Below are 13085 nucleotides of genomic sequence, written 5' to 3' on the forward strand. Positions count from 1 at the left end.
CATGAAGTGTGCCTGAGGTGCGACGCCAACGGCCTCGTGGCGTCGGGCGCACCCGCACGCGATACCTTCAGGGCCTCCGCATCCGGCATTCCGTGAATGCGGGACAGAGCGGTACGGCTTGGAGGCAGCGGCGTGAACGTGCGAGTGACGGCGGCCCAGGGTGGCATCGACCCCTTCGGCACGGCCCGGCTGCGGCGCGGGGTGCTCGACGCCTGGGGTGCGGGCCCGGCCCGTTTCCGCGAGGACGCCAACGCCGAGGAGGACCTGGCCCTCGGCGGCTACCGGGACCGGCTGGTGGTCGAGCTCGCGCAGAACGCCGCCGACGCGGCCGCCCGCGCCGGCGTCCCCGGCCGGCTACGGCTCACGCTGCACTCCGGCGAGGGCGGCCACGCGGTGCTCGCCGCCGCCAACACCGGTGCCCCGCTGGACGCCACCGGCGTGGAGTCGCTGTCCACCCTGCGCGCCTCCGCCAAGCGGGACGACAGCGCCGGCAGCGTCGGCCGCTTCGGTGTCGGCTTCGCCGCCGTCCTGGCCGTCAGCGACGAGCCCGCCGTCCTCGGCCGGCACGGCGGAGTCCGCTGGTCCCTGGCCGAGGCCGGCGAACTGGCCCGCGGCGCGGCCGTCGGCAGCCCCGGCCTCGGCGACGAGCTGCGCCGCCGCGACGGCCACGTCCCGCTGCTGCGGCTCCCGTTGCCCGCCGAGGGAACCGCTCCCGACGGCTACGACACCGTCGTCGTCCTCCCGCTGCGCGACGCCGCCGCCGAGGACCTGGTGCAGCGGCTGCTCGCCGCCGTGGACGACGCCCTGCTGCTGACCCTGCCCGGACTGGCCGAGGTCGTCGTGGACACTCCGGCCGGGGGCGTACGGACGCTGACGCGCCGCGTCGAAGGCCCGTACACCGTCATCCAGGACTCCGGCTCCGGTACGGGCTCCGGCACCGGCTCCGGTACGGGTGACGGCACGAACCGCTGGCGTACCGTCCGTCACTCCGGCCCCATCGACAAGGCCTTGCTCGCCGACCGCCCCGTAGAGGAACGCCTGCGGCCCGCCTGGGCCGTGTCCTGGGCCGTCCCCGTGGACTCCGAGGGCGCCCCGGTCCGCCCCGCCACCGCGCCCGTCGTGCACGCGCCGACCCCGACCGACGAACCCCTCGGCATCCCCGCCCTGCTCATCGCGACCCTGCCGCTGGACACCGCCCGGCGCCACCCCGCACCGGGGCCCCTGACCGACTTCCTGGTGGAACGCGCGGCCGACGCCTACGCCGAACTGCTCGGCTCCTGGGACCCGGTGACCACCGCGCTCGTGGACCTCGTACCCGGCCCGCTCGGCAAGGGCGAGCTCGACGGGGCCCTGCGCGCAGCCGTGCTCAAGCGGCTGCCCCGCACTGCGTTCCTCGCTCCCGCCGCCCCCGCCGAGGACCCGGAGGAATTCGGCGTGCGCAGCGCCCTGCGGCCCTTCGAGGCCGAGGTGGTGGAAGGCGCCGGCACCGACACCGTACGGGTCCTCGCCGAGGTGCTCCCGACCCTGCTCCCCGCCGGCCTGGAGCGCCGCTCCGAGCTGCGCACCCTGGGAGTGGGCCGGCTGCCGCTGGGCGACGCCATCGAGCGGATCGCGGGCATCGAGCGGACCCCCGACTGGTGGCACCGGCTCTACGACAGCCTCGCGGGCGTGGACCCGGACCGGCTCTCCGGCCTCCCGGTGCCGCTGGCCGACGGGCGCACCGCCATCGGCCCCCGGCACATCCTGCTGCCCGGCGCGGACATCCCCGAAGGGGTCGACACCGCGAGCCTGGCCCGGCTCGGCCTGAAGGTGGCCCACCCCGACGCGGCGCACCCGCTGCTGGAGAAGCTCGGCGCGCTCCCGGCCTCCCCGCGCGCCGTGCTGACGACCCCGCAGGTACGGGCGGCCGTATCGGGCTCCCTGGACGCCGGGGAGATCTGGGACGAGGACGCCCTCGACGCCGACGAACTCGCCGACATCGTGCTGGGGCTGGTGCGGGGCGCCGAGCTCTCGCCCGGCGACGAGCCGTGGCTGGGCGCGCTCGCCCTGCCCGACGAGGACGGGGAACTGACCCCGGCCGGCGAACTCCTGCTCCCCGGCTCCCCGCTCGCCTCCGTCATCCGCGAGGACGAAGTCCCGTACGTGGACGCCGACCTGGTGGCCCGCTGGGACGCCGACACCCTCACGGCCGTCGGGGTCCTGGCCACCTTCCAGCTGGTCCGCGCCACCGACGTGGTCCTGGATCCGGACGAACTGGAGCCCCGCGACGGGGACTTCGCCGAACCCGACGACGCCGGGCTGCTCGACGCGGTCGACGTGTGGTGCGAGGACCTCCTGGACCAGCTCCCCGACACCCCGGTCCCGCCGGTGGCCACGGAACTGGTGGCCGTACGGGACCTCGACCTGGTCGACGACGACTGCTGGCCCCAGGCCCTGGCCATGCTGGCCCAGCCCCCGCTGCGCGACGCCCTCACCCAGCCCGTCCGCATCCTCCTCCCGGACGGCACCACGCGCTCCGTGCGCTCCTACACCGCCTGGTGGCTGCGCGACCACCCGGTCCTCGACGGCCGCCGCCCGGCCGGTCTGCGCGCGGCGGGCGGGGACCCGCTGCTGGCCGGCCTGTACACCCCGGCGGACGCCACCGGCTTCGAGGACGAGCAGGTCCTGCGGGCACTCGGCGTACGCACCTCCGTCGCCTCCCTCCTGTCCGAGCCCGGCGGCGCGGCCGAGCTCCTGGCCCGGCTCGCCGACCCGGAGCGCGAGGTCGGCGGCCGCCAGCTGCACGCCCTCTACGGGGCGCTGGCCGAGCTGGATCCCGAGCAGGTCACCCTCCCCGACGAGCTGCGCGCGGTCGTGGACGGCGAGGTCGTCGTGGTGGACGCGGCCGACGCGGTGATCGCGGACGCCCCCGACCTGCTCCCCCTGACGACCGGCCTCCCGCTGCTGCCCGTGGCCCCTTCCCGCGCCGCCGACCTGGCCGAACTGTTCCAGGTGCGCCGCCTCTCGGAGACGGTGGAGGCCGAGGTCACCACGGACGGCGAGGAGCACGAGGTCCCCGAGTCGGTCCTGGGCCTCCTCGGCCCGGCCACCCCGACGAGCTACGTGGAGCACGAGGAACTCCTGGCGGGCGGCATCGAACTCGACTGGCGCCGCACCCCGGACGGCACCCTGCACGCCGCCACCTTGGAGGGCGTCGCGGCAGCCCTGGCCTGGGCGGCGGGCCAGTGGCCCCGCCGCTTCGAGGTGGCGGCCCTCCTGGAGGACCCGTCCCGCACGGCGGAACTGGCCCGGGACCGCTGGTTCGACTGAGAAAACGCCTCCGGCGCCCCTTTGGAGGGGCGCCGGAGGATGCTTCTCGACTACCGGGAGTGGATCAGGCAGCCGGGCCGAAACCGGTGACCGTCGGGTGCGGAGTCGCCGTGCCCGTGCCCGGGAACACCGTGACCTTGCCGGAGGCGTCGGCGGACCAGAGGTCCGGGAGGCCGTCACCGGTGAGGTCGCCGTCGGAACCGACGCGCGGGTGGTCGGCCGGGGACAGGGTCGTCAGGACCGGTCCGGCGGACGGGTCGGCGAAGGCGGAGAAGTCCGGGGCGTCCGGGGTGCCCGCGATGGTGACGGCACGGATCGTGCCGTCGGCCTGGGAACGGGCCCAGACGGTGGGGAAGTCCGTGCCCTGGGCCGAGCCCGGGGTGACGAGGTCGTAGCCGTCCCAGCGGGTGTCATTGCCCGAGATGAGCGTGGCCGAGGAACTCAGACCGACACCGCCCCGCTTCACCAGCCACAGGCGGCCGTTCTCGACGAACAGTACCGAGGTGCGGGGCAGGATCCCGTTGACCGCGCTGTCACCCACGGGCGAGCCGTACGCCGCGATCCGGGTGACCTTCGACCAGTCGCTGCCGAAGCCGTACTCCGTGCACGCGATGGTCTCGAGCGCCGCGTTCTGGCAGGTCCTGGGCTTGCGGACGAGCCTCGCGCTCTGCTCCGTGAACAGACCGGAGCCGTCGTTGGTGAAGAGATAGAGGTAGTTGCCGCCGGGGGCATGGGCCAGGAGGTCGTCCACCCGCTGCTCGCTCAGCGTGCCGCGGTGGGCGTACTGGACGCCCGCCCAGCTCCCGCTGCCGCCCGGGGCGGAAGCGGCGCGCGCGTTGGCGGTGTCCAACGGGTTCGCGCCCGGCTTGCGGAGGTTGCCGGCCGCGTCCGGGACGAGGACGTCCGGCTTGCCGTCGGAGTCGATGTCTCCGAAGACGGCGGGGGTGGAGTTCTCCTGCGCGTAGTACGTGAGGTTGGCGTCGGAGATGTTGCCCGCGTTGTCCATCGTCTGGAGGTAGACGGACTGGCTGCCCCAGGTGGCGGGCTTGACCTTGATGTCGAGCGAGCCGTCCGTCAGACGCACGACATGGGAGTCGGTGGCCTCGTCCGAGCAGCGCCAGCCGACGCCGAAGTCCGGGCTCGTCTGCCAACGGGCGCAGGCGAACCCCGATCCGGCGTCGGTGCCCTTCAACGTGAAGGTGGCCTCCTCCCCGACCTTCTTGGGGGAATCGTCCGTGGTGATCTCGGCGGTCGGCCGGGTGTGGTCCACGCGGAAGTAGCACCAGGCCGTGTACGCGCCGGTCAGCTTCCCGTTGGTGGCGCGGGCACGCCATGCGTACTGGCCGCCGTCCGTGAACCGGTCGCCGCGGAAGTACGTGCTGGACTCGGAGCCCGAGACGGCCGAGGAGGCCTGGTCGGTCCGCTTGCCGCCGTACGAGGTGTCCCAGAGCTGGAACGTCATGTCGAGCGACCCGGCCTGCGCGGCAACCGGGGTGGCACGGAAGGTGATGTCGCCGTTGCCGACCCAGCCCGCTCCGGCCCCGGAGTACGGGTTGGTGTCGCAGGCGGAGTAGCGGTCCTCACCGGCGAAGCCGGGAGTGGGGCTCGTGCGGGGCGAGGTGACCTTGGGCGCCGCCGGGTCCCCGGCGGCGGCCGCCGGCGACGCGGCCGCAAGGCCGAGCACCAGGGCAAGAGCGGCCCCGGATAGTGCGCGAACGGGTGTCATGCGGTGGATCCCCCCTGGAATACGGCTGTTGGCCAGCCGTAATGTCCCACAAGAGTTACCGAATCGCACTGACATTTGAGCGGTCGGCCTAAGCCGTACCGACCCCCGCCGGCGCGAGCAGCGCGTCCGCGATCGCCGTGCGCGCGTACAGCACCGAGCGGCCGTTCCGGTGGGCGGTGACCAGGCCCGCGTTGCGCAGGGCCACGAGGTGCTGGGAGACGGCGGCGGTGGAGAGGCCGCTGTGGCGGGCCAGCTGCGTGGTCGAGGCCGGTACGTCGAGCTCGGCCAGCAGCAGGGCCCGGGAGCGGCCGAGGACCGCGGCGACCGCGTCGGAGGCCTCGGCGGCCCGGGGTTCCCACAGGGCGCCGATCCCCCGCGCCGGGTAGGCGAGTTGGGGCGGGTCGGGTGCCACCGAGCGGGTCAGCACGCGCGGCCAGGCGAAGGCCGAGGGCACCAGCAGCAGCCCGGATCCGACGTCGGCGCGGCTCATCGAGCACTGCCGGCGCACCATGCGCAGGGTCCCGGCATCCCAACTGACGCTCTCGTGGAGCTCGTTGAGTACGTGCGCCGAGCCGTGTTCGGCGACCTGCCGGGCCCGGTGGAACACATCCGCCTCCAGCACCTGGCGGATGCGCGGCCAGTACGGGGCGAGCGCGAGCTCCCAGTACGTCTCGATCTCGGCGGTGACCTTCTCCAGTACCGCTTCGGGTTCCTCGTGGAGCAGCCGCAGGCGGGGCGCCGGACGGGTCGACTTCTGCACCAGCTTCGCCAGGTCGGCCCGCACCTGTTCCGGGGTGCTGCGGCGGATGGCCTCCAGCTCGGCGGGGAGTTCGAGGAAGGGGCCGGCCGGGGTCGGGTTGAGGAAGTCCGCGAGGTAGCCCTCGCCCGGGATCAGGGCGGCCAACCATCCGCGGTCCAGGCCCGCGCGCTCCAGCCGGGGCCGTACCTGCGCGGCCCAGCGGCGGTGCAGCGGCGGATCGGTCTCCTCGCGCAGCAGCCGGAAGCTGGTGACGACCTCCCACATCGGGGAGACCGCGAACCGGGTCTGGGCCAGGTCCGTCGCGGTGAAACTCAGCGCGTACTCCACGTACTTGCCCCCCGTGGCAGTGTTGGATTCGGCCTCAGCTTAATCAATAGGACCCGAGTGGGACCAGGGCGCAGGCTCCACCCATGCCCTCCACCTTCCGCGGTCTCCCGTCCACCGTCTGGACCCTCTTCGCCGGAACGATCGTCAACCGGCTCGGCCATCTCGTCACCCCCTTCCTGGTGTTCCTGCTCGCCGACCGGGGAGTCACCGGGGCCGAGACCTCGTACGTCCTCGGCGCGCTCGGAGCGGGCAACCTGCTCGGCCCCGTCCTGGGCGGATCCCTCGCCGACCGGATCGGCCGCCGCCCCACCATGCTGATCGGGCTGGTCGGCTCGGCCTTCGCCCAGGGCGCGCTGTTCCTGGCCCCGGGCGTGTGGACGATGGCCGCGGCGGCGCTGCTGCTCAGCGCGGCCGGGGCGATCGTGGGTCCCGCCGCGTTCGCGATGCTGGCCGACGCGGTGGACAGCGGATGGCGGCAGCGGGCGTACGCCCTGTTCAACTGGGGGGTCAACATCGGCACGGCCGTCGCCGGTGTGCTCGGCGGGTTCCTGGCCGCCCACGGCTACTGGCTGCTCTTCGCCGTCGATGCGGGCACGGCCCTCGTCTACGCGGCCGTCGTCGCGGTCCGGCTGCGCGAACCGGCCCGCACCGCCGCGCAGAAGGAGACGGGCATGGGCTACGGGGTCGTCCTGCGCGACCGGCTGCTGCTCCTGCTGCTCCCGCTGTTCGGCGTCCAGCTGTTCGTGTACTCGCTGACCGAGGTCGCGCTCCCCCTCGCCGTCCGCGACAGCGGCCACTCGCCGGCCGTCTACGGAGCCCTGGCGGCGGTCAACGCCGTGCTCGTGGTGGGCCTCCAGCCGTTCGTGTCCGCCCGGCTGGCCGGACTTCCGCCGCTACGGGTGCAGGCGGCGGGCGGCGTGCTGATCGCCGGCGGGGTGGCGCTGACCGGTGTGGCCGACTCCGTCGCCACGTACGCGGTCTCGGTGGCGGTCTGGTCGCTCGGCGAGGTCGTCGTCGCGGGCATCGCCGCCTCGCTCGTCGCGAACCTGGCCCCGGCCGAAGCCCGCGGCCGCTACCAGGGCGCCTTCTCCTGGACCTGGGGCGTCTCCCGCTTCGCGGCCCTGACGCTCGGCGTCACCGTCTACACCGCCGTCGGCCCGGCGGTCCTGTGGTGGGGCGCCCTGCTGGGCGGACTGCTCGCGGCGGCGGCGATGCTGGGCATGCGCACCCGCATCGCCGCCCGTGCGGAGCGGGACCCCCACGACCTGGCGGCGTGAGGACGCCGCGTGAAGGCGTCAGATGGACTCGATCACCACGGGGTTCCCCGCCAGGAGCCGTTCCAGGCCGTCCGCGTCGGAGGTGAACACGGTCACCTGGCTGCCCCGCCTGGCCCCGGCCACCGCGACGGCAGCCAGGACCGCGTCGATGGCGTACTTGTGGCCGTGCAGACCGGCCTCGGTGAGCAGGGAGCGGGCGCTGTCGACGATCTCGCCGTCGGCGTGGACGATCTCGATGCGCGAGAGGGACCAGTCCCAGAGCCTCGGCGCCTTGCCCGGCCGCGGATCCCAGGCCTCCAGCGTAGTGAGGCCCGAGGTGACGACCGGCGCCCGTCGTTCCCAGGCCTTGTTCACCAGGCCGAGGAAGGCCCGGTCCCCACGTACCGCCCTTGACAGGGCCTCGGAGTCGAAGACGAACAGCCTCGGCCTCAGCAGGTCGCCGGCCTTGGAACGCGGAGTCATGCCGCCTCCCGTCCGGCTTCGTGCTTCACCTCGACTCCCGCTCCGGCTCTCGCTCCGGCCGTGAGCTCGTCGTGCTTGGCGTCGATGGCGGCGAGCCATTCGTCCGCCGCGCGGAGTTCCTCGTCGGTCAGGGCGCCGTACTCCTCCTGGAGGCCGGCCGACAGCTCACCCAGCTTGTCCACCGCATCCATCCGCACCGCGGCTTCCGTGATGTACGCCGACACCCCGCGCGCGTCCACCCGGGAGCGGATGGACTCCAAGAGTTCCTCAGGCACGGTGATCGTGATCTTCTTCGTAGCCATATAACAAGTATGGCCACCCCGTGAACCGCGCGTCCATCCCCCTCCGAGGTGAACCCGAACGGCCCACGTTCACGCCGGGAACTTCCGGTTCACCCACCGGAAGGTGAATTCGATCAGCATCGACGCGAGGGCCGCGATGCCGACGGCGGTCCACGGCATCACCGCGCCCTTCAGCTTGAGCTGGAAGAAGTCCTGGAGCCACGGCACGACGAGGACGATCAGGAAGGCTCCGCCCATCGCGCCGACCAGGGCGACCCGCCACCACGTGTACGGGCGGGCGATGATCGCCAGGACCCACATGGAGGTCAGGAACAGCGCCAGCGTCGCCGCGCTGGTCTCGGCCTTGAGGGCGTCCGGGCCGGTGTAGTGGTGGCGGGCGAGGAGGTAGGTCACGAAGGTGGCCACGGCCGCGATGGCGCCGCCCGGGATCGCGTACCGCATCACGCGTTTCACGAAGTGCGGCTTGGCCCGCTCCTTGTTCGGCGCGAGGGCCAGGAAGAAGGCCGGGATGCCGATGGTCAGGGTGGACAGCAGCGTCAGGTGGCGCGGCAGGAACGGGTACTCGACCTGGGAGCAGACCACCAGGATGGCCAGCAGCACCGAGTAGACCGTCTTCGTGAGGAAGAGGGTGGCGACGCGGGTGATGTTGCCGATGACCCGGCGGCCCTCGGCGACCACCGAGGGGAGGGTGGAGAAGCTGTTGTTGAGGAGGACGATCTGGGCCACGGCCCGGGTGGCCTCCGAGCCCGAGCCCATCGAGACGCCGATGTCGGCGTCCTTCAGGGCCAGGACGTCGTTGACGCCGTCGCCGGTCATGGCGACCGTGTGGCCCTTGGACTGGAGGGCGGCGACCATGTCCCGCTTCTGCTGCGGGGTGACGCGGCCGAAGACGGAGTTCTCGTCTAGGACCCTGGCCATCTCGGCCTGGTCGGTGGGGAGCGTGCGGGCATCCACCGTGTTCTGCGCGCCCGGCAGTCCCAGCTTCCCGGCGACCGCGCCGACCGAGACCGCGTTGTCCCCGGAGATGACCTTCGTCTGGACGCCCTGCTCCTCGAAGTAGCGCAGCGTGTCGGAGGCGTCGGGGCGCAGCCGCTGCTCCAGGACGACCAGGGCGGTCGGCTTGACCCCGGTGGCCACGGCCTCGTCGTCGAGTTCGCGGGCGGTGCGGCCCAGCAGGAGCACCCGTAGGCCCTGTTCGTTGAGCTCGTTGATCTCGTCCAGGGCCGGGTCCCCGGCGGGGAGCAGCACGTCGGGGGCGCCGAGCAGCCAGGTGTTGTTCTCGCCGTCGCCCTCGCTGAAGCTGGCGCCGCTGTACTTGCGGGCGGAGGAGAAGGGGAGGGACTCGGTGCAGCGCCATTCGGCGCTGTCCGGGTAGGCGTCGATGATCGCCTGGAGGCTGGCGTTGGGGCGCGGGTCGCTCTCGCCGAGCGCGCCGAGCACCTTCTTGACGTACTCGGCGTCCGCGCCGCCGAGCGGGCGGCACTCGGTGACGTCCATGCCGCCCTCGGTGAGGGTGCCGGTCTTGTCGAGGCAGACCACGTCGACGCGGGCGAGGCCTTCGATGGCGGGCAGCTCCTGGACCAGGCACTGCTTGCGGCCGAGCCGGATGACGCCGATGGCGAAGGCCACGGAGGTGAGGAGTACGAGGCCTTCGGGGATCATCGGGACGATGCCGCCGACGGTCCGGGCGATGGCGTCCTTGAAGTTCTTGTCCTTGACGAGCAGCTGGCTGACGATGAGGCCGATGGAGGTCGGGATCATCATCCAGGTGACGTACTTGAGGATGGTGGAGATGCCGGTGCGCAGCTCGGAGTGGACGAGCGTGAACCGGGAGGCCTCTTCGGCCAGCTGGGCGGCGTAGGCCTGGCGGCCGACCTTGGTGGCGGTGAAGGCGCCGCCGCCGGCGACGACGAACGAGCCGGACATGACCGGGTCGCCGGGCTTCTTCAGGACCGGGTCGGCCTCGCCGGTGAGCAGGGACTCGTCGATCTCCAGGCCTTCGGCCTCGCCCACGAGTCCGTCGACGACGACCTTGTCGCCGGGGCCGAGCTCGATGACGTCGCCGAGGACGATCTCGGAGGTGGAGATCTCGGCGGTCCTGCCGTCGCGGCGGACGCTGGGTTTGGCCTCGCCGATGACGGCGAGCCCGTCGAGGGTCTTCTTGGCGCGCAGCTCCTGGATGATGCCGATTCCGGTGTTCGCGATGATCACGAAGCCGAAGAGGCTGTCCTGGATGGGCGCGACGAACAGCATGATCGCCCAGAGGACGCCGATGATGGCGTTGAACCGGGTGAAGACGTTGGCCCGGACGATCTCCGAGAGGGAGCGGGAGGACCGTACGGGGACGTCGTTGACGGCTCCGCGCGCCACGCGCTCGGCGACTTCGGCGGTGGTCAGCCCGCCGGCCTTGAACCGCGGCGCGGGCGGCTTGACGGGGTGTACGGGGTCGAGCTCGGACCCCGCGTCGATGGCGAGCCCGGCGGCCGCGCCGCTACCGCTGCCGCCACCACCCGGCTCCGGTGCGTCTGATTCGGTGTTCGCCCGCTGCGTCATGCTTTCGACGGTAAAGGGCGATTCAATCGTTCACCCGCCGAGCAGTCCGAAGATCCGACTTCGGGATGACCGGAATCGTCCCCTGGTAGCCCCTTCGGCCGGGACCGGGCACGTGCGGCGCCGTTGCCGGGGTGTGCGCGGGCGGGGCGCACCCGGCCAGGGGCGCGGGGAACTGCGCGACCGGCCACCGCCGGCCCGCGGCCGAGCGACGGGCGGCTAGCCCGCCTGGGCGGCCGGGTCCGACTGGTCGCCTTCGTCCCGCGCGGCCAGCGCAAGGGCGTGCCGCTTCAGCGCCGCGTCGCGGCCGCGTACGTACCAGAGGCCGATCAGGCCGAGGACCCCGCCGGCCGCGCAGGTCCAGACCCACCAGAGCAGGTCCCGGTCGGCGAACCATCCGTAGAAGGGGAGCTGGACCACGAAGAGTGCGAACCACAGGATCGTGCCGCCCATGACGGTCCCGACGATCGGACCCTCCAGGGGCTCGGGGGCCTCGTGCTGCGCAGTCCATTTCGCCATGGGGACAAGTCTAGGCCGCTCAGCCCATGGTCTACGCGCGGAGATAGACGCCTCTTCGTTCATGTGTTCATACTGAAATGGCTTGAGCATGTCCCAATTTCGTCGTACGAATCACCAACGAGAACCAGGTCCCCATGAGCACGTCCGCCCCCGTGGACCGCTACTTCAAGATCTCCGAGCGCGGCTCGACCATCGGCCGCGAGGTCCGCGGCGGCTTCGCCACGTTCTTCGCGATGGCCTACATCATCGTGCTCAACCCGATCATCCTGGGCAGCGCGAAGGACATGTACGGGCACCAGCTCGACGGCGGCCAGCTCGTCACGGCCACCGTCCTGACGGCCGCCTTCACCACCCTCCTGATGGGCGTCATCGGCAACGTCCCGATCGCGCTGGCGGCCGGCCTCGGCGTCAACACCGTCGTAGCCCTCCAGCTCGCCCCCCGGATGAGCTGGCCGGACGCCATGGGCATGGTGGTCCTGGCCGGCTTCGTGGTGATGCTGCTGGTCGCCACCGGTCTGCGCGAGCGGGTCATGAACGCCGTCCCGCTCGGCCTGCGCAAGGGCATCGCGATCGGCATCGGCCTGTTCATCATGCTGATCGGCCTGGTCGACTCGGGCTTCGTCTCCCGCATCCCGGACCTCGCGCACACCACGGTCCCGCTCCAGCTCGGCGGCAACGGGCACCTGCACGGCTGGCCCGTACTGATCTTCGTGGTCGGCGTGCTGCTGACGCTGAGCCTGATCATCCGCAAGACGCCCGGCGCGATCCTGATCTCCATCGTGGCCATGACCGTCGCCGCCGTGGCCGTACAGCTGATCACCAAGCTCCCGGACCAGGCCTGGGGCCTGACCGTCCCGGAATGGCCGGGCAACCCGGTGGCCGCGCCCGACTTCGGGCTCGTCGGTCAGGTCAGCCTGTTCGGCGGCTTCGGCAAGGTCGGCGTGCTGACCGGCATCCTCTTCGTCTTCACCGTGCTGCTGTCCTGCTTCTTCGACGCCATGGGAACCATCCTGGGCGTCGGCGACGAGGCGAAGCTGACGAAGCCGGACGGTTCCTTCCCCGGCATCAACCGGGTGCTGTTCGTGGACGGCATGGCCGTCGCCGCGGGCGGCGCGACCTCCTCCTCGGCCACCACCTGCTTCGTGGAGTCCACGGCGGGCGTCGGCGAAGGCGCCCGTACCGGCCTGGCGAACGTGGTGACGGGCAGCCTCTTCGCCGTGGCGCTCTTCCTGACCCCGATCGCCACCATGGTCCCGTCCCAGGCCGCCACCCCCGCGCTCATCGCGGTCGGCTTCCTGATCCTGGCCGGCTCGATCAGGGACATCGACTGGAACGACTTCACCATCGCCGTCCCGGCCTTCCTGGCCATGGTGATGATGCCCTTCACGTACTCGATCACCAACGGCATCGGCATCGGCTTCGTGAGCTTCTGCGTCCTGCGGCTGGCCACCGGCCGGGGCCGCGAGGTCCCCGTGGCCATGTACGTGGTGTCGGCGGTGTTCGTCTTCTACTACGCGATGCCGGCCCTCGGCCTCACGTAGCCCCCGCGGAACGCGGAACCAGGAGGAGCCGGGCTCACGTGAGCCCGTAGAACTTCTCCGTCTCGTCGACGGCCGCCTTGAAGCGCTCGTCGAAGTCGTCGCGAATGAGCGTCCGGACCACATAGTCCTGGACGCTCATTCCGCGTTTGGCGGCATGAGTCCGGAGCCTGTCGAGCAGCTCCCCGTCTATACGCATGCTGAACACATGTGTCCCCATGCCGAAAGGGTCGGGGCACAGGGCACGGACGCGTGTCACTTTCCGGAACGGTCTCACCCTTACGAGTGACTGGAAGGTGCGGGTCGAGCGGCGCA

10 protein-coding genes are annotated in these 13085 nt (G+C 72.1%); 3 read left to right on the top strand and 7 right to left on the bottom strand.

The window, feature by feature from the left end; genetic code table 11:
- Positions 1-132: 132 nt before the first annotated feature.
- Positions 133-3309: a sacsin N-terminal ATP-binding-like domain-containing protein gene (locus tag AC3IYJ_RS17820; RefSeq protein WP_489402287.1), complete on the top strand. Its 3177-nt coding sequence runs from the start codon at positions 133-135 to the stop codon at positions 3307-3309.
- A 64-nt stretch (positions 3310-3373) separates the two neighbouring features.
- Here the strand turns inward: AC3IYJ_RS17820 and AC3IYJ_RS17825 are convergent, their stop codons facing one another.
- Positions 3374-5035 (bottom strand): FG-GAP repeat domain-containing protein, encoded by a 1662-nt coding sequence (locus AC3IYJ_RS17825; protein ID WP_489402288.1) that lies wholly within the window; start codon positions 5033-5035, stop codon positions 3374-3376.
- Between the two features lie 88 nt (positions 5036-5123).
- Entirely contained in the window at positions 5124-6122 is a 999-nt protein-coding gene (locus AC3IYJ_RS17830) for a DUF5937 family protein (protein ID WP_489402289.1), read from the bottom strand.
- A gap of 83 nt (positions 6123-6205) precedes the next feature.
- Here AC3IYJ_RS17830 and AC3IYJ_RS17835 point away from each other — a divergent pair, with 83 nt between their 5' ends.
- Positions 6206-7399, top strand: coding sequence for an MFS transporter (locus AC3IYJ_RS17835; RefSeq protein WP_489402290.1), 1194 nt, complete (start codon positions 6206-6208; stop codon positions 7397-7399).
- An 18-nt stretch (positions 7400-7417) separates the two neighbouring features.
- Here the strand turns inward: AC3IYJ_RS17835 and AC3IYJ_RS17840 are convergent, their stop codons facing one another.
- The 4 genes from AC3IYJ_RS17840 to AC3IYJ_RS17855 all read right to left on the bottom strand — a co-directional run bounded on the left by AC3IYJ_RS17840 (position 7418) and on the right by AC3IYJ_RS17855 (position 11232).
- Entirely contained in the window at positions 7418-7861 is a 444-nt protein-coding gene (locus AC3IYJ_RS17840) for a hypothetical protein (protein ID WP_489402291.1), read from the bottom strand.
- On the bottom strand, positions 7858-8163 hold the full coding sequence (locus AC3IYJ_RS17845; protein WP_489402292.1) for a hypothetical protein: 306 nt from the start codon (positions 8161-8163) through the stop codon (positions 7858-7860). The genes AC3IYJ_RS17840 and AC3IYJ_RS17845 overlap by 4 nt, the downstream gene beginning before the upstream one ends.
- A 69-nt stretch (positions 8164-8232) precedes the next feature.
- Positions 8233-10716 (bottom strand): cation-translocating P-type ATPase, encoded by a 2484-nt coding sequence (locus AC3IYJ_RS17850; protein WP_489402293.1) that lies wholly within the window; start codon positions 10714-10716, stop codon positions 8233-8235.
- A gap of 216 nt (positions 10717-10932) precedes the next feature.
- Complete coding sequence (locus AC3IYJ_RS17855) at positions 10933-11232, bottom strand: DUF2530 domain-containing protein (RefSeq protein WP_489402294.1); 300 nt, start codon at positions 11230-11232, stop codon at positions 10933-10935.
- Between the two features lie 134 nt (positions 11233-11366).
- On the opposite strand from AC3IYJ_RS17855, the gene AC3IYJ_RS17860 reads away from it, so the two are divergent.
- Positions 11367-12773, top strand: a complete 1407-nt coding sequence (locus AC3IYJ_RS17860; RefSeq protein WP_489402295.1) for an NCS2 family permease — start codon at positions 11367-11369, stop codon at positions 12771-12773.
- Between the two features lie 34 nt (positions 12774-12807).
- Here AC3IYJ_RS17860 and AC3IYJ_RS17865 read toward each other — a convergent pair whose 3' ends face one another.
- Positions 12808-12990: a ribbon-helix-helix protein, CopG family gene (locus AC3IYJ_RS17865; protein WP_330297093.1), complete on the bottom strand. Its 183-nt coding sequence runs from the start codon at positions 12988-12990 to the stop codon at positions 12808-12810.
- Between the last annotated feature and the right edge of the window lie 95 nt (positions 12991-13085).

This window comes from Streptomyces sp. GL_140 (assembly GCF_057834465.1).